Genomic DNA, 15,627 nt, shown 5'->3' on the forward strand with positions numbered 1-15,627 from the left:
TCGATTCACCGGGGTATGCAAGCACAACACGACCGACAACGCACTTCTGCGACCAGCACTTTCGCAACAGACCCTAGTAGGGCCGTTGGCCAGGAGGTGAGCGGTGGCTGAGGGCCCGGTTGAGCCCTGGGAGCGGCAGAGCGGTGAGTCCCCCAGGCGTTCGAGGCGTTCACCGTGTACCGCGATCTCGGCCCCGCACGGAGACTGACGAAAGCGGCACGCGAGTTGGATAAGTCCCGGACCCTGCTGGGCCGCTGGTCGCGGCAGTACGCGTGGGTGATGCGGGCGAGTGCGTACGACCGCGATCAGGACCGAGTGTCCGACCGGCCCTGACCTTCGTCGGCTGCGGGCAGCGCGTCCGCGATATGCACTGCTGCCGCTCGGCGCCCCGGGGCATCTGCGACTGCGCTCGCGGACGTGCTGCTCCGTATGAAGCTCGTCAGACTGCAACTGGTCGACTCAGGCGCTGCGCCTGGGTGTGGACCGGGAGTCGAGGTCTGTCCGCGGGGACCGGATGGCTCGCCGTCTGCGGCGGATGACCAGTCCGGCCAGGAGCAGGGCCGCGAACAGCGCGGCGATCACCGCTGGGCCGATGGTGTCCAGGTATTCGGCGATGGTGCGCTGGACGGTGCCTGCGGCGTCGATGACCGGGTCCTGGGTGGCGGGATCGCGCTGGACGCGGATTTCGTACCAGCCGTAGTAGGCGACGTACGCGCCGACGGCGAGGAGCAGTCCGCCGCCGAGGCGGGGTGCGATGGCGCCGAGACGTCGGAGCCGGGTGACGGCGGTGGTGCGGGTGAGGGCGACGGTCAGGGAGGCGGCGCCGACGATCAGGCCCATCCCGCCCGCGTACGCGGCGAAGAGGGCGATGCCTTCGCCGGTGGGGCCGCTGCGAAAGGCGGAGACGACGATGGCGAGGAAGGGGGCGATGGTGCAGCCCAGGGAGGCCGTGGCGTAGGCCATCCCGAACAGCGCCATGGAGGGCAGCGACCGGGTGACGGTGGGAGCCCGGCGGATCTTCGGGGTCAGGGCGGGCAGTTGGCGGCCGGCGAGGAACCAGGCTCCGGCTGCTGCCATGAGGAGTCCGAAGGCGATGGTGAACCAGGGCAGATGCTCTTGGACCTGTCCGGCGACCGGCTGGACGGCGAGGCCGAATATGCCGAAGAGAGCGGCGAATCCGGCGGTCATCGCGGCGGTTGCGGTCAGGGCCCGGCCGACGGCGACCGTACGGCTGGGGGTGTCGTCGCCGAGGACGAGGAGTGACAGGTAGGCGGGGAGCAGGGCGAAGCCGCACGGGTTGACGGCTGCGAGCATGCCTGCGGTGAGTGCGAGGGCGAGGGGAAGGTCGGCCATGGTGGTTCAGCCGGTGAGTCCGGCGACCTTCTCGGCCAGCCCGTCGCCGCCGGGCAGGACGCCTTCGTAGACGGTCTTGCCGTCCTTGTCGAGGATGACGTAGCGGCTCTGCTCGGTGACCTCGAACCGCTTCCACACGTCGCCGTTCTCGTCGGAGAGGTGTGGGAAGGCGCCGGTCTTGGTGTCGGAGACGAAGTCCTTCATGGCGGCGTTCTTGTCCAGCCCGGCGACGCCGACCACGTTCACCTTGCCTACGTACGTGGCGGCGACCTTGGCGGTCTCCGCTGCCTGCGCCTTGCACTTGGGGCACCACGGGGCCCAGAACCACAGCACGGTGGGCTTGCCCGCGAGAGTCCTTCCGTCGAAGGGCTTGCCGTCCACGGTGGTGGCGGTGAATTTCAGTGCCTCGGGCACTTCGGCCCCGGCGGCCCCGCTTTCGCCGCCCTCAGAGGGGGCGGGCGGCTGTGCGGGGGACGACGCCTTCGACGGTGCGGCCCCCGCATCCCCGCCGGAGCCGGAGCCGGAGCCGCCGTCCGCTCCGCACCCGGTGACGGTGAGCAGAGCTGCGGCCAGGACGGCCGGGAGGACGGTGCGGGCGCGCATGGAGGACTCCTGTGTGTTCGGGATGGTGTGACTGTAGATCCACCAGGCCCGGCAGGTGCCTGGTGGCGGTCTTACGGTTTGGTGACGTCAGCCCGCCGCGTCCTTGAGGCGGGCGGAGTCGAGGACGGTGATGCGGCCGCGGGCGAGGCGCAGCAGCCCTTGGCCGGCGTAGTCGCGCAGCACCTTGGTGCAGGTTTCGCGGGAGGTGCCGGCGAGGGCGGCGAGCTGTTCGTGGGTGAGTGCGATCTGCGGGTGGCGTCCGCCGGGTCGGAGCGGGCCGGCCGTTGGCTGGGCGGTGGTGAGGGTGGTGAGGGTGGTGGCGATGCGCTGTGCGACGGTTTTGAAGACGCTGTCGGACAGACGCTGTTCGAGGTCGGCGAGGCGGCGGCCGAGGATCGTGGTGATACGTGCGGCGATCCGGGCGTCGGAGAGCAGAAAGCGGTGCACGTCGGCGCGGCTCATCACGCAGACGCTGACGTCGTCGAGGGCTTCGGCGTAGTTGTCGTACATGTGCTGTCCGAGCAGGACCATTTCGCCGAAGATGGTGCCCGGGGTGATGATCGCGGTGGTCAGGGCGCGGCCGTCGGCGGAGACGCGGAAGACGCGGATCCGGCCCTTCTTGAGGATGAACAGCACCTCGCTGGGCTGGGCGGGCGAGTAGAGGATCTCGCCTGCGTTGTAGGTCTTCATCGGCGCGGCGGTGGCGATGGCCTCCATCTCCTGCTCGTTCAGGTCGCAGAAGATGTCGACCTCGGCCATGCACCAGGTCTTGTCGGCGTCCCCGGCGGCGTCCGTACCGGCGTCGATCATGGCGTGTGTCTCCTCGCGTCGTCCCGGTGCCCAGGGCGGGGGGGCGGCGCCCCACGCCGGGCTGGCCAGCGCATCGGCGCTGTCGGCGAGACAGTAGGTCACCGCCATACCGTTGTCGCCCATCCGATGCGGTGCTGTCCCCCGCCGTGGACTATGGGGGCCGGGTGTTGACGCGGGCGGCGGAGGGCTCATCCGTCGGCCGGGCCGGTGCGCGGCTTGCCCGCGGCCTGGGCGATCGCGGCGAACGTCAGTCCGGCGAGCAGCCCGAACACCAGGTGGGCGCCGAGGCTGGAGCGGGTGACGGCGTTCCAGTCGAAGACCGGCATGCCCATGTTGGCGGGCATGATCCACAGTGCGCCGACGAACCACCACACCGCGCCGTAGAGGAGGCCGAGGGCGACAGCCGGCGCAAGGCGCTGGGCGTACTGCCCGAGCAGCGCGCCGAAGGTGATACCGGCGAGGGTGGCGATGGCCAGGTGGATCAGCCGGCCCGCGAAGGTGTTGGTCGAGCCGAGGAGTCCGGCGACCATGGTGATCACCGCGGTGTCCATGATCGGCCGGGACACCGCCATCCAGATGCCCATCCCGACGCCGCCGACCAGTCCGGCTGCGGCGCCCCGGACGGCGTGAACCGGGATGGCGGCCGTGCTCGGGGATACCTGCATAGTGGTTGCCATGGGAGCCCTCTTCCCATACGGTGACCGCTTCTTTCGGCTCTGACGCTATGACCGATGACGGGGCGGGTATGTGAGGGCGCTTACGTACCCGGCGGTAGATCACCGCGCAGTCAGGGTGACTTCACGGCGTTCAGCACCGCGTAGCCGAGCGTGCCCTCTGCGACGGCGGCGCGGGCGGCGGCCAGAACGGCCGGGGCCCCGTCCAGGTCCACGTTCGCCTCGGCGAGTTTGTCCGGGGCGGTGATGCGCAGCAGGTTCAGCCGGGCCTCGATCTGGTCGATCATGCGGAGCATGGCCGCATCGTGGCGCTCGGTGGTGATGGTTCGCAGCCCGGCCTGGGCGAGGATCCGTGTGTACTCGGCCAGGGGGCGGGCGTCGGCGATGCAAGCGATGCGGGCGCCCAGGCCGCTCAGCTCCGGAGGAAGCCTCCCCGGCTCGGCGGTGACGTCAGTGATGCCGAGACGACCTGCGGGCTTGAGAACGCGGGCGAACTCGGCGGCGGCCCGCGCCTTGTCGGGGAAGGTGCACAGCGCGCACTCGCACACCACCGCGTCGAAGCTCGCGTCCGGGTAGGGCAGGTGCTCCGCGTCGCCGGTGACGAACACGGCCTGGTCCGCGAGATGTGCCGCCTGGGCCGCTCCTTGGGCGAGGGCGGTGTTGGCGGCGGAGTAGTCGACGCCGTCCACCCGCACTCCGTACGTGTCGGCGAGCAGGAGTGCGGTGGTGCCCCGGCCGGAGGCCACGTCCAGGACACGGTCGTCAGGCGTGAGACGGAGGCTGTCGGCGAGGCGGCGCGTCAGGGCTTTGCCACCGGGGTGGTAGGAGTCGCCGAGCAGCAGGGATACGACGTCCTGCGAGTAGGCGTCGGCGCAGCAGGCTTTGACCTCGTCGTTGTTCACGGCCGCCGCCGCTCCTCTTCCTCGGTGCCTACGGTTTTCGATCCGTACGGCGTGGTGGTGAGACGGTTCGCGAGCGGCAGTGCGTTGGGGACGACTTGGGCGACAGGGACGCCGGACATTGCTTCGCGTACCTGTTCGCGGTAGCCGACGGAGTTGTAGGCGCAGAACGGAATGAGGCGCCCGTCGGGTGTGATCTCCTCGACGCAGCACTTCATCAGTTGCTTGACGTTGAGGGTGTACGGGTCCTGGAAGTCCTGGACCACGATCATGAATGTCTTGTCGTTCAAGTCCTTGACGGCCTCGGGGAGGTCGATGCCGCAGGCCTCGGCGCAGTCCAGGGCCTCGGCGGTGGCCCGCAGCTTCTCCTCGGTCGTCTCGGTGCCCATGAAGGCGGACGCGGACCACAGCTTCTCCAGGGCCTCGCGGATCCTGGCGTCGGGCATCACGCGGTTGGTGACGTAGTCGAGGTAGTCCTCGACGTTCAGCAGCCGGGGGATGGGCACGACGGTCCGGTTCCCGGGCTCGCCGTCGACCAGCAGGTAGGTGACGGAGCGGCAGGTGGGGAAGCAGCAGGGCACGGGGAAGAAGTCGCCCTTCTGGAACCACTGGGGGCGCTGGGCGTTGATCAGCTTGATGATGTCGGGGTTGGTGAGCCGGTTCAGCGGATCGAACGCGACGTGCCGCCCGGAGTGGGTGACCGGCTGGAAGGCCACCGAGCGTACGGCGGGGTGGTCGATGCCGAATTCGACGATCGCGCCGAGTTCGTGCTCGTTCAGTCCGCGTTCGACGGCGGCGACGAGGGTGACGGTCAGCCCGGCCTCGGCGCAGTTGTCCAGAGCCCGCTGCTTGAACGTACGCAGGTCGCGGCCCCGGATCTCCAGGTGGGTGCGTTCATCGAAGCCGTCGAACTGGAGGTAGATGTTCACGGACTTGCCGGGCACCTGGTTGCGCTTGCCGAGCTCGGCGACGAAGTTCTTGTCGGTGGCGATCCGGATGCCGTTCGTGTTGAGCGTGACGTTCTTGATGGGCCGGGCCTGGGCGAGGTCGATGAAGTCCAGGATGTGCTTGTGGATGGTGGGTTCTCCGCCGGAGAACATCACCACCTCGGCCTCGCCCTCGGACTCGAGGAAGACATCGAGCATCCGCTCGCACTGCTCGTGGGTGATGGAGTAGCCGTCACTCTGGTGGCCGGAGTCGGCGAAGCAGATCGGGCAGTCCAGGTTGCAGCCGGTGTTGACCTCGATGATTCCCAGGCAGGCGTGCTGTTTGTGCTCCGGGCACAGCCCGCAGTCGCTGGGGCAGCCGTCCCGTACCTCGGTCTGGAAGGTCAGCGGGATGGTGCCGGGCTTGTTGAACCGGGCCGAGGCCATGTACTCCTCGGCGTCGCCGTAGACGAGAGCTTCGAACTGTCCGTGCTCTGTACAGCGTTTGCGTAGATAGACCTTGTTCTCGCGGATGTTGACCTGGGCGTCGACGGGCGTCTTGCACATCGGGCAGATCGACTTGGTGAACTCGACGAACACCTCATCGCGGTCCACCTTGCGCCGTGGCGTGGATGCCTGGGTCATCTCGGTCCTCCATTCGGATGCCGCCGTGTTCCGTGAACCGGCCGACGGATCGCGCGTCCTGGACGGCGCTGAGGGCGAATCGCCGTGCGCCGCGTGCTGGTCACGGGACGTCTCGATGCTGCGGGGCGTCGTCCTCGCTCTGGCCGTGAGCATCGGGGTCGTGGGCATTCGAAAGGCGCGGTACGGACGGGCAGCAGTCCTTGGGCCCGGCGGTGCCACGTCGCGGCGGGTACGGCAGTGGAGCAGACAGCAGCGCCCACACCACGGCGACACTGGTGAACACCCATACCGGGGCCCGCGCGCGGGATCGCGGGCGGGCCAGAAACCAGACCCCGCACACCAGCTCGCCCACGATCAGTGCCACGGCGAGCGCGGTCGCACCCGAGCCGGCGACCAGTCCGTACCCGGCCAGAATCCCGGGCATCTGCGAGAAGGACGCGAGCTGCCCGGCCGCCATCGCGACGAACAGCGCGCCCAGCACGATCCGCAGCACCATGCTCCCCACGTTATTGCTGGGGCGGGGCGGAGAACTGTAAGCGCGCTCACCGAACACGCACCCACCGCGCGGGATCATCGCAGGTGTGGGAACCGTGTTCCGAAGCAGGTGATGCGCAGTGGACGGTCAGCGGCAGCCCAGGCGGGAGCGTCGGCAGGTCATCAAGGGTGCCGGGGTGATCGGGGGCGTGGTCGTCCTGCTCGTGGGCGGCGGCGTGATCGGCTGGCAGGCCGTCTCGGACCGCCCGCCCGAGACGCTCCCCGCTGTGCAGACGGGCCAGGATCCCTCGCTGGAGGCGCTGGCCGGTGCGGCCGTCTCCGGCGGGCCGGGCAAGGACGGAATCCCCTCGATCGACCGGCCGGAGTTCGTGCCTGCGCGCGACGCCGGCTTCCTCGCCGACGACGAGCCGGTCTTCGGGCTGGAGCGCCGCGGAGAAGTCCGGGCGTACCCGCAGCAGGTGCTGGTGTGGCACGAGATCGTCAACGACACCGTGGGCGGCGAGCCGCTTGCGGTCACGTACTGCCCGCTCACCGGCACGGTGATCGGATTTGCCGCCCCGCCCGGTGTGCCGGAGCTGACGTTCGGCACGACCGGCCGGCTGGTCAACTCCAACCTGCTGATGTACGACCGGCAGACCGGCTCAGAGTGGCCCCAGCTCCTTGGCACGGCCGTCAGCGGCCCGCTCAAGGGCACGCAGCTGGACACCGTCCCCCTGGTGTGGACCACATGGAAGGAGTGGCGCGCCGCGCACCCGGACACTCAGGTGCTGTCCACCGACACGGGCGCCCTGCGCAGCTACGGCAGCGATCCGTACGGCTCCTACATGGACCGCAGCGGCTACTACGCCGGGGGTGGCCCGTTCTTCCCGGTGCTGGCCACGAGCGACCGCTTCCCCGACAAGGACGTCGTCATCGGCGTACGGGTCGGAAAGGAGCGCCTCGCGATCCACAAGGACCTCGTCCGCAAGGCCGGGACCGTGCGCGCCACCGTAGCGGGCACGCAGCTCGAAGCCCGTTGGGACGAGACCCTTGGCACCGCCCGCGTCTTCCAGCGTGTCGGCGACCAGTGGCAGCCCGCGGACTTCCTCGACTCCATGTGGTTCGCCTGGTACGCGTTCTACCCGAACACCCAGGTGCGACAGTGAACAGGCTGCTGGTGGGCTTCGCCAGGGCTGGGGATGCCTGGGACGCCACGGTCGCCGCTACCGCGGCTACTCCTCGGCGGGTGCGTGCTGTGGTCGCCGTGCGCCGCCACCGGCGGACGGGAGTGATCGCAGCCGCCGTGGTGCTCCTGGCGTATCTGTTCTCCATCGGTGACCTCGCCGTGTCGGCCTCGGGCCGCTTCACCGGCGTCCCGGCTTTGCAGGCAGCTCCGGAGCAGTTGTTCCACGTCCGATCGCCGTACCTGTTCGAAGCGGTCGTCGCGGTGCATCCCACCTCGTACGTGGGGCTGTTCCTGAGCCCGGTCAACCTGCTGCTCGGCGCGATCGTGGCCGCGCTGGTGGGCTGCAATGTCGCGGTCGCCGCTCTCGCGGCGCGGCAGGCGGCCTCCTGCCGACGGCCCGGAGGCCGTGCCGGATATGCGCGGCTGCTCGGCGTGCTCCCGGCATTCCTGCTCGGCTTCGCCTGCTGCGTACCGACCTTCCTGCTCATCCTCGGCACCGGCACCGCCGCCGCGCTCCTGCCGCTGCTGATCCCGCTGCGCCCGGTGTTCTATCCGCTCACGCTTCTGCTGCTCATCAGCACACTCGTGTGGGGGTCGGCCCGGATCGAGGCGCCCGCTCAACGGCCGGGCTGATCCCGTCCTGAGGGCGGCGGCAGCCAGCAGAACACCGCACACCTCAGTGCCCGGACCAGCCGGTCAGCCACCCGATCCCGCAGCGATACCGAGCCGGCGGTGGAGCACTCCGGCAAGTCCGCGGCCGCGGGAAGGCCGGCCAGCACAGCGCCCAGCTGATCCTCTGTACGAGCCGCCACAGTCCGTCCGACGCGGTTCTCGAACTCCGCCTGGTCGAGGCGCCCTTCGGCGAATGCCGTCTTCAGCCGTTCGAGGGCCTGCTCCTGTTCGGCGTGACCAATCCGCAGTGACGACATGACGGACCTCCTCCCTCCACGTTATGCCCGTATGGGCGGAGAAGCCGTCCGTGGGTCTCACCGGCGGGCAGTGCGCCGTTCGGCCTCGTCCTTGACCGACGTCAGCGAGGCCGCAACGGTCTCCTCCCAGCGCCTGGCCACCAGATGCCCCCAGCATTGCCCGACCGCCCACAGGTCGGTGCCAAGCTCTCCCTCGTACACCAGGCGGGTCCCCGCGGCCTCCTCGTGCAGGGTGAAAGACTCGACGACGTACGGCACCGGACCGCGCACCAGGCGGAAGCCGACGCACTCGGGCCGGGTGAACCGCACCGTCTCCAAGGTGACGGCCTTCCACCGACTGCTCAGCGGGGTGTAGTGGGCGGCGAGCACCATGTCGCTGCCGCGCTCCAGTACCTGGACCTTCTCCCGCATCGCCCTCGTCGTCCGCCCCAGATACGGCTGGGCGATCACGTCGAAGACGACGTCCCGGGGTGCTGCGATGTCCACGGTCTGAGGCCCGAGCGGCCGGATGCGCCGGCCCATACCGAGATCGACCGGCAGCGCGCCGGTGACCAGCCCCATGTAGCTGCCTGCGGCGACGGCTGCGGCGCCCGCGGTCCAGGCCGCCGCCCGGGCGACGCGACGGTAGGTCACGGTGCGCTCTCCGGCTCGCCCTCGACCCGCACGCCCTGCCAGAACGCGACATGGTTCTTGATCCGGCGCGCGAGCGGGCTGGGGTGCGGGTAGTACCAGGCCGCGTTCGGACAGGCCCGCCCGTCGACCGTGACGGTGTAATACCGGGCGAGCCCCTTCCAGAAGCACAACGACCGAGAGCGACTCTCGCTGAAGTACTCGCGGTGCAGCGCCTCAGGTGGGAAGTAGTGGTTACCCTCGACGATCACCGTGCTCGCGGCCTCCGCGATCACCGTGCCGTTCCATACAGCCCGAAGCATGGCCATGCTCCTCATCGTGCGCCAGGCCGGGATGTTCCCCGGCGCTGATCACGCTATGCCTGGCCGACGGGGTGGTTCAGTGACGGCGCTCACCGTTCGCCGTGTCATTCGCCCTGATGAGGATGCGGCAGATGTCGGCGTCGGCGCAGTCGGCCGGATCGCCTCGGGGCTGCCGGCGAGGCGACGACGCGCAGGGCCGCTCGGGTGACTCGGAGTTCGCCCTGGCGCCGGTCGATGTCGGCGAGATGCTGGTCGATGAGTGCCGTGACGTGCTCGCAGGAGGCTGCTCCGTCATCCCGCTTCCGGTGACATCGCGTGCGGGCCCTCCACCAGAGGGTCGTCCGCCGGGGCGGGGACAGTCCGCTGCGTGCAGTGGGCAGCAGCGCGGCATCCAAGAGAGTCAGCCCGTCTACAGCAGCACGAACTACCCGGGCCGCTGGGACAGATAGACGTCGAAGCCGCGGCGAACGCCTGTACCGCCAGCGCGCTCCAAATAAGAGAGACGCTGAGAAGCAGCTTCTTAAGCGCGCCTCCGCGCGCTGCTTACCGCCGGTTCTTGCGCAGCACGTCAATCAGATCCTGGACGGTCACGACCTTGTCCCCCTCTTCATCGCTGACCTCGATCTCCAACTCCTGTTGGGCATTAATGATGAGGTCAACACGATCCTCCTCGGTTCCGCCAAGGTCATCGATGAACGCGTCGCTGTTCTTGATGTCGGCTACGTTCACACCCACTAGTTCGGAAGTGACGTCCTTGACGTGGTTTTCGATGTCATCCATGGCCGTACTCCTCCGATCGGGGGGCGGCACCCTTGCGGCACCCGAGATGACTCTAACCGTAAGTGACCTGTCGCACACTTTACGCAATCACTTGCTGGAGGCCCTCGGCGCGTCGGCGGAGCCGGGGGTGCGAGCCGTAAGCGAGTGATCCGAGAGGCTGAACTCCCGGCTGCGCTGCGTCGCCATACGGTCACCAATCAGCTCTTACGCCTGGTCAGGCGTACACTTCACGTGTAGCCGCGTGGGAGGCGTCATGCGTCGGACAATGCGAACCGGGCGGTTTCGTGTCGGATTCGGTCGCCGTCCGGTGCCGCCGATTGACGGCTCCATCACCCGCGAACGCTTCGCCATAGACATCGCGGAGGGGTTGATGGGCGTCGGGGTCCCGTTCAGGCGCGGCTGCAGCGCCCTCGGGTTCCGCGTGGTCGTCACAGACAGGGACAGCGGTCGGCGCCAGTATGTCTCCGAGAACTACACCCACGACCTCGCGTACGTCGACGGTGAAAAATACGTCACCAAACTGATCACTGGTACCAAGAGAGTGAAGTAGACCCTTCGGTCAGCGCAGCCGGGGTCGACGAAGGGCACGCGAGAAGGCCCTTCCGGATGACGAGTTGATGTGTCCGGGCTGCGACGGCTCGTTGCGGCTGTGGGGGTGGGCACGTTCGCGCGTTCAACGTCGCCCAACAACCACCCGTGATGCTGCTCAGTCCCGTCGTACCGCTGGTGCGTGCGGGCGAGAGGCGGGCGGTCAGTCGACGACAAGCACCGTCGTGGTACCCGCCGCCCCTTCGACGGTGTCACGCAGCGCCGCCTCGTTGACGCGTCGAGCCGGCCGGTGGCCTCGTCCAGCAGCAGGAGCCGAGGGCGGCGCACCAGGGCACGGGCGATGGCGACGCGCCGGCCTTCGCCGCCAGAGAGCTTGGTGCCGCGGTGGCCGACCAGCGCGTCCAGGCCCTTGGGGAGACGGGCGAGCAGGCCGTCGAGGCGAGTCGTCTTCAGCACCCGGCGCACCGCGGAGTAATCCCCGTCAGGGTTGCCGAGCAACAGATTGTTGCGCAGGGTGCCGGACGGCACAGGGGCCTGTTCCACGTATCCGATGGCGGCGCGGAGTTGGGGTATCCCCCGGTCCGCGAGGTCTCGGCCCTCCGCCTCGACGCGGCCCGACATCGGTTCGTAGAACCGCTCGATGAGGGAGAACACTCTGGTCTTGCCTTCGCCGGAGGGGCCGACGAAGGCGGTCATGCCGCGCCGCGGCACGCTGAAGCTCACGCCGTGGTGGACGGGAGGCAGGTCTTCGGCGTAGTGGAAGCGGACCTGCTCGTCTCCCGGCTGGGCAGCGGCACCGCCTCTGCGGGCGGCTCGGCCGGTAGCCGCTGTTGCGAGCCGTTCCGACCCCGTCGTGCCGCGGTCGATCTTCAGGAACCCAGCGGACCTTTAGAGTTCCTGGATGTTCAGGTGCTTCACCACGTCCTGGAACAGCCGCTCGCCGTCCTCGGCGGCCTTGCCCTTGGCGGGCATCGTCACTTCCAGCCGCCAGTAGACGTTCCTGTCGTTGACGTAGAGGTGATCGCGCCGACGGTGGCTGAGGTCCGTGGCGGAGGCGCCGTACCACTGATAGACCGTGGTGATCTGCGCAGCCGGTCTGCCCTGCTGGGATGCCTTCCGCGTCGAGGCCCTGGCCTTCTGCATGGTCTTCTCGGCGCCGGCCTCGTAGTAGTCCTCCCACCACTTGGCCTCCTCGGCGGCCGTACCGGTGTCCTTGCCGCCCGCCACCCGCTCCAGATGGACGGTAAAGATCCCGCTGGGGTCGTTGAACACGATGTAACCGTCGTTGGCCCCGTCCACGTTGCGCTGGTAGTCCCTGGGCAGGGCCAGAGACGCCTTGACAACCTCGCCCTCCTCCCTGACCACCCAGTGGGCGGGCGGGTCCTCGCTCGCGAAGGGGTTCGCGAGGAGCAGCACCAGGGCCAGTACTACGGCCAGCACCCCGCTGCCCAGGCCCAGTTGAGCCTTGCGACTGATCCGACGGGTCTGCCGACCGCCCCCCGGGCCGCCGTGCGCGCCCGCGGGGAACAGTCCGGTCGACTCCGGGGTGGACCGTGGCGGCCGCGCCACGCTCTGCAGCGTGTGACGGATCTCGGCGGCGGTCGGCCGCGCGGACGGGTTTTTGCGGAGCAGCTGCGTGAGGAGGATGCCGAACTCGCCGGAGCCGCGCGCGGGCGGTGCGGGCTCGGCGGAGAGCACGGCCTGGAGCGTGGCCGGGGTGGTGGAGCGGCGATACGGCGACATGCCCTCGACCGCCGCGTACAGCACCACGCCCAGCGACCAGAGGTCGGACTCGGGCCCCGGCCGCTGCCCCAGCACCCGCTCCGGGGCTATGAATTCGGGCGAGCCGATGAATGCGCCGGCCTCGGTCAGCGCCTGCTCGCCCTCGATCTGCGCTATGCCGAAGTCGGTGAGCACCACCCGGCCGTGGCGGCCGAGCAGGACGTTGCCAGGCTTCACATCGCGGTGCAGGACTCCCTCCTCGTGCGCGGCGGACAGCGCGCCGAGGATGTCGAGGCCGATCCGGGCCGCCTCGCCCGGGTCCATGGTGCCCTCGGCAAGCTGGTCGGCGAGCGAGCTTCCGCGCACCAGTTCCATGACGATCCAGGGCCGTCCTTCCTCGACCACAACGTCGTGGACCGTGACGACCGACGGGTGGTCGATCTTGGCGGCGGCCCGCGCCTCACGCTGCATCCGCTGGTAGACGGTCTGGCGCTCCCACTCGGCCAGGTGATCGGGAACGCGCGGCTCCTTAACGGCGACATCGCGGTCAACGACGACATCATGGGCCTTCCAGACGGTGCCCATACCGCCGTGGCCGAGGCGGGACTCGAGCCTGTAGCGGCCGCCTATCAGCCGCCCCGCGCCCGACTCGGCGACGCCCTCCCCGTGGCCGGGCGCCCGAGCGGCCCGCGTTGGCTCGTAGCTGCGCTGCGCCGGCGGCTGGAGACCGTAGCTGGTGGGCTTGTCCACCCCTCGCCCGTCGTTCGTCATGCGCCCATCATGGCCTGAGCGCCCGCGGCCGTTGCCACCGGGCCGCAGGCAGTTGTGCTTCCGAGACACAGGCCCGGCTCGGGCATTTCCGGTGGATCTTGCCCGGGCTCGGGCCGCCGCTCTGCTCCTGCCAGGCATGTGGTCAGGAGGAACCATCTCACTCGTACGGCCCCCGCCCGCATACCCGCCCCGCCGGGATGCCGGCATCGTGGCTGTGTAGCTGTAAGCCCGAATTGGGTGACGCGAAAGCAGCATGAAGGTGGGATGATCGCAGGTTTGCGCCCGCTACGCTGATCATGCGGCGCGGGGCCGTCTATGGGAGGGAACTGCCCCCGATGGTCCTGCGTCAACTCGTGATCGATGCCTGGTCGTGGCTGTCGTACAAGCCGGTGATGGCCGATGCCGGCCGCCCTGGGAACGGGGCGTTCCCCGAGCTCGCGGCGTCGTGGCTGCGCTGGAGCGGCGCGAGCTGGGGGACGCGGCGAATTTGGTCGACACGGCGCTGGGCTATCTGCTCGGGTCGGATCAGCAGATCGCGGTGGCGGGCGCGGAGCACGCGGACGAGGAGGCCCCGGAGCCGGGCGCGACGGAGGCCGCTGCCGCGCAGGAGCGGATGCGGAAGTGGGCTGCGGTCACCCCGGCCTGCTGCCTGGTCAGTCCCGGCCGGGACTGACCAGGGAGTTTGCGATGCCTTATGCCCCCAGGCCCCGCAGGTAAGCCGCCACGCGGTGCTTGCCGCCGTGCTCGGCCCAGCCGAGTGGGGTCGAGTCGTGCTCGGTGTTTTTGATCGTAGGGTCGGCCCCGAGTTCGATCAGCGTCCGGGCAGTCTCCACGTCGTCGTTCCAGGCCGCTTCGTGCAGCGGGGTGCTGCGGCGCAGGTGGTTCACGTCGAAGCCGAGCCCGGCGAGCAGCCGCACCGCCGCAGGCTTGCGCTGCTCGGCCGCACTGTTGATCATCTCCGGGGACCGGGCACGGGCTCGCGCCAGCAGTTCCGGGCCGAATCCGGCCACTGCGTCGGCGTCGGCGCGCATGCAGGCGGCGGTGAACGCGTCCATCTCGTCCAGCACCGTTGAGGCGCCCGCCGCGGCGAGGATCTTCGCGACCTCGGTGTGTCCGTGCAGCAGGGCAAGCTCGTACGGTGTGCGTCCGCCGTACGCCGGATGCCCGCCGAGGCCGTCCACTTCGGCGCCGTGTGCGAGGAGCAGCCGGGCCCGCTGCGGGCCGCCCCGCAGTGCGGCGGTGGCCAGTTCGTCGCGCAGCAGCTGCTGCGGGGACTGCAGCGTCGGGCCCAGCCGGGCCTTCCACGGCCCGCCGTCGCCGCGTCCGAGGCCGAACTCCAGCAGCAGCTCAAGGTGGGCCGTGTCGTCCGAGAACGAGCCGCCGAGCCCAAGGTTGTACAGGGTCTGGCTGTCGTTGGGATCCGCCCCGGCTTCCAGCAGCAGCCTGGCCAGCGCCAGGCCCTGCGGATGAGGTGGCTGGTCGCCCTCCCCGCCGCCGAACGCGCCGGTGAGCGCGGTGAACGGGGAGGTCAGCCCGTCCCACAGGAATCCGGCGTTCGGGTCGGCTCCGTGTTCGAGGAGGAGGCGGGCCGCCTCCACCGACCGTCCGGGAGACGCAAGGCGCGCGTAGGTCAGGTACAGCAGTGGCTCCCACCGGAAAGGACCGCCCTCCGTCCGGGCGCGCCGTGGATTCCCGGCCAGTGCTTCTGCGAGCGCCTCAGCCGATCCAGTGGCCGCCATCGTGAAGACGTTCGCGGTGGGCAGTTCTGGATGCCGGGCCTGGATCAGATCGGCCTCCCGGGTCCGGCCCGGGGTGTCCGCGCCGTAGGTGAGGCAGGCGAGCCGCAGGAACTCCTCCGGCGGATCGTCGCTCGCCGGGGCCCGGTGCGGCGAGCGGGAGCACCGCTCGACGGTGCCGATGTGCTCCTTCAGCCTGGTCCAGCTCGAAAAGCCGTACATGCGGGCGGTGACGAGCTGCGCGTCGGACAGCTTGAGCGTCTGCGGCGGCCGGGGATGGAACTCGGTGACGAGGCCGAGCGCCGCAGGCACTCCCGCCTTCACATACTGAAGGAGCGTCTTGGCCTGCTTGCGTAGCCGCTCGATGCTGGGGTTGTCGGGCAGGCAGTGAATGGGCACAAGGGCCTCCCTTCCGTCTGCGCCTGGTGTCCGCATGATCAGGCCGGAAAAGAGGTCGGGCCGGGGGGTCGACGAGCATCAGGTGGGCTTTGCCCTTCCCGCGGACCGGACGCGCCCTGAGCGCACGCCCACCCTATGCCAGCAGGCGCACACCTGCGCAGGCTCTCCGCCAGAGTCCGTGCGCGCCACGAAACCGCAGGGCGGTCCACCGGATCTCGTCGCGAGCCGGGAGATCCACG

18 protein-coding genes and 1 pseudogene are annotated in these 15,627 nt (G+C 69.6%); 4 read left to right on the plus strand and 15 right to left on the minus strand.

From position 1 onward, the window contains the following. Window positions 1-459 precede the first annotated feature (459 nt). The 7 genes from NLX86_RS26945 to NLX86_RS26975 all read right to left on the minus strand — a co-directional run bounded on the left by NLX86_RS26945 (window position 460) and on the right by NLX86_RS26975 (window position 6,406). Window positions 460-1,353, minus strand: a complete 894-nt coding sequence (locus NLX86_RS26945; RefSeq protein WP_254374393.1) for a cytochrome c biogenesis CcdA family protein — start codon at window positions 1,351-1,353, stop codon at window positions 460-462. 6 nt (window positions 1,354-1,359) lie between these two features. Continuing rightward, window positions 1,360-1,956 carry a redoxin family protein gene (locus NLX86_RS26950; RefSeq protein WP_254374394.1) on the minus strand — a complete coding sequence of 199 codons (597 nt, stop codon included), beginning with the start codon at window positions 1,954-1,956 and terminating at the stop codon, window positions 1,360-1,362. An 87-nt stretch (window positions 1,957-2,043) separates the two neighbouring features. Further along, window positions 2,044-2,868, minus strand: a complete 825-nt coding sequence (locus NLX86_RS26955) for a Crp/Fnr family transcriptional regulator (protein ID WP_254374395.1) — start codon at window positions 2,866-2,868, stop codon at window positions 2,044-2,046. Between the two features lie 86 nt (window positions 2,869-2,954). Then, the gene (locus NLX86_RS26960) at window positions 2,955-3,443 is read right to left on the minus strand and encodes a hypothetical protein (protein WP_254374396.1); all 489 of its coding nucleotides are present in this window, start codon (window positions 3,441-3,443) and stop codon (window positions 2,955-2,957) included. A 110-nt stretch (window positions 3,444-3,553) separates the two neighbouring features. After that, window positions 3,554-4,342 carry a methyltransferase domain-containing protein gene (locus NLX86_RS26965; protein WP_254374397.1) on the minus strand — a complete coding sequence of 263 codons (789 nt, stop codon included), beginning with the start codon at window positions 4,340-4,342 and terminating at the stop codon, window positions 3,554-3,556. Beyond that, on the minus strand, window positions 4,339-5,910 hold the full coding sequence (locus NLX86_RS26970) for a radical SAM protein (RefSeq protein WP_254374398.1): 1,572 nt from the start codon (window positions 5,908-5,910) through the stop codon (window positions 4,339-4,341). The genes NLX86_RS26965 and NLX86_RS26970 overlap by 4 nt, the downstream gene beginning before the upstream one ends. Window positions 5,911-6,010: 100 nt before the next feature. Beyond that, window positions 6,011-6,406 (minus strand): MauE/DoxX family redox-associated membrane protein, encoded by a 396-nt coding sequence (locus NLX86_RS26975; protein ID WP_254374399.1) that lies wholly within the window; start codon window positions 6,404-6,406, stop codon window positions 6,011-6,013. 118 nt (window positions 6,407-6,524) lie between these two features. On the opposite strand from NLX86_RS26975, the gene NLX86_RS26980 reads away from it, so the two are divergent. Next, window positions 6,525-7,550 carry a DUF3179 domain-containing protein gene (locus NLX86_RS26980; protein ID WP_254374400.1) on the plus strand — a complete coding sequence of 342 codons (1,026 nt, stop codon included), beginning with the start codon at window positions 6,525-6,527 and terminating at the stop codon, window positions 7,548-7,550. Further along, complete coding sequence (locus NLX86_RS26985; protein ID WP_254374401.1) at window positions 7,547-8,203, plus strand: hypothetical protein; 657 nt, start codon at window positions 7,547-7,549, stop codon at window positions 8,201-8,203. Before NLX86_RS26980 ends, NLX86_RS26985 begins: the two co-directional genes overlap by 4 nt. On the opposite strand, the gene NLX86_RS26990 is transcribed toward NLX86_RS26985, so the two are convergent. From NLX86_RS26990 to NLX86_RS27005, 5 genes are all read right to left on the minus strand, one after another. Continuing rightward, the gene (locus tag NLX86_RS26990) at window positions 8,188-8,499 is read right to left on the minus strand and encodes a DUF1707 domain-containing protein (protein WP_254374402.1); all 312 of its coding nucleotides are present in this window, start codon (window positions 8,497-8,499) and stop codon (window positions 8,188-8,190) included. The genes NLX86_RS26985 and NLX86_RS26990 overlap by 16 nt on opposite strands. Before the next feature lie 57 nt (window positions 8,500-8,556). Continuing rightward, window positions 8,557-9,132, minus strand: a complete 576-nt coding sequence (locus tag NLX86_RS26995; RefSeq protein ID WP_254374403.1) for an SRPBCC family protein — start codon at window positions 9,130-9,132, stop codon at window positions 8,557-8,559. After that, entirely contained in the window at window positions 9,129-9,437 is a 309-nt protein-coding gene (locus NLX86_RS27000) for a DUF427 domain-containing protein (RefSeq protein ID WP_254374404.1), read from the minus strand. The genes NLX86_RS26995 and NLX86_RS27000 overlap by 4 nt, the downstream gene beginning before the upstream one ends. Window positions 9,438-9,535: 98 nt before the next feature. Next, a complete protein-coding gene (locus tag NLX86_RS35175) occupies window positions 9,536-10,003 on the minus strand; it encodes a MerR family DNA-binding protein (protein ID WP_374213967.1) in 468 nt (155 codons plus the stop codon). Then, window positions 9,975-10,211, minus strand: a complete 237-nt coding sequence (locus NLX86_RS27005; protein ID WP_254374405.1) for a hypothetical protein — start codon at window positions 10,209-10,211, stop codon at window positions 9,975-9,977. The genes NLX86_RS35175 and NLX86_RS27005 overlap by 29 nt, the downstream gene beginning before the upstream one ends. A gap of 307 nt (window positions 10,212-10,518) precedes the next feature. Here NLX86_RS27005 and NLX86_RS27010 point away from each other — a divergent pair, with 307 nt between their 5' ends. Further along, window positions 10,519-10,761 carry a hypothetical protein gene (locus tag NLX86_RS27010; RefSeq protein ID WP_254374406.1) on the plus strand — a complete coding sequence of 81 codons (243 nt, stop codon included), beginning with the start codon at window positions 10,519-10,521 and terminating at the stop codon, window positions 10,759-10,761. Window positions 10,762-10,968: 207 nt separating this feature from the next. Here NLX86_RS27010 and NLX86_RS27015 read toward each other — a convergent pair. Next, window positions 10,969-11,587 (minus strand): annotated as a pseudogene (locus NLX86_RS27015) (ATP-binding cassette domain-containing protein); the annotation flags it as partial. Between the two features lie 61 nt (window positions 11,588-11,648). Then, window positions 11,649-13,253 carry a serine/threonine-protein kinase gene (locus NLX86_RS27020; RefSeq protein ID WP_254374407.1) on the minus strand — a complete coding sequence of 535 codons (1,605 nt, stop codon included), beginning with the start codon at window positions 13,251-13,253 and terminating at the stop codon, window positions 11,649-11,651. 445 nt (window positions 13,254-13,698) lie between these two features. Here NLX86_RS27020 and NLX86_RS27025 point away from each other — a divergent pair, with 445 nt between their 5' ends. Further along, entirely contained in the window at window positions 13,699-13,926 is a 228-nt protein-coding gene (locus NLX86_RS27025; RefSeq protein WP_254374408.1) for a hypothetical protein, read from the plus strand. Window positions 13,927-13,945: 19 nt separating this feature from the next. Here the strand turns inward: NLX86_RS27025 and NLX86_RS34850 are convergent, their stop codons facing one another. After that, window positions 13,946-15,388 carry an ankyrin repeat domain-containing protein gene (locus NLX86_RS34850; RefSeq protein WP_254374409.1) on the minus strand — a complete coding sequence of 481 codons (1,443 nt, stop codon included), beginning with the start codon at window positions 15,386-15,388 and terminating at the stop codon, window positions 13,946-13,948. Window positions 15,389-15,627: the final 239 nt, after the last annotated feature.

It is taken from the genome of Streptomyces sp. A3M-1-3, from assembly GCF_024213665.1.
Taxonomy (GTDB): domain Bacteria; phylum Actinomycetota; class Actinomycetes; order Streptomycetales; family Streptomycetaceae; genus Streptomyces.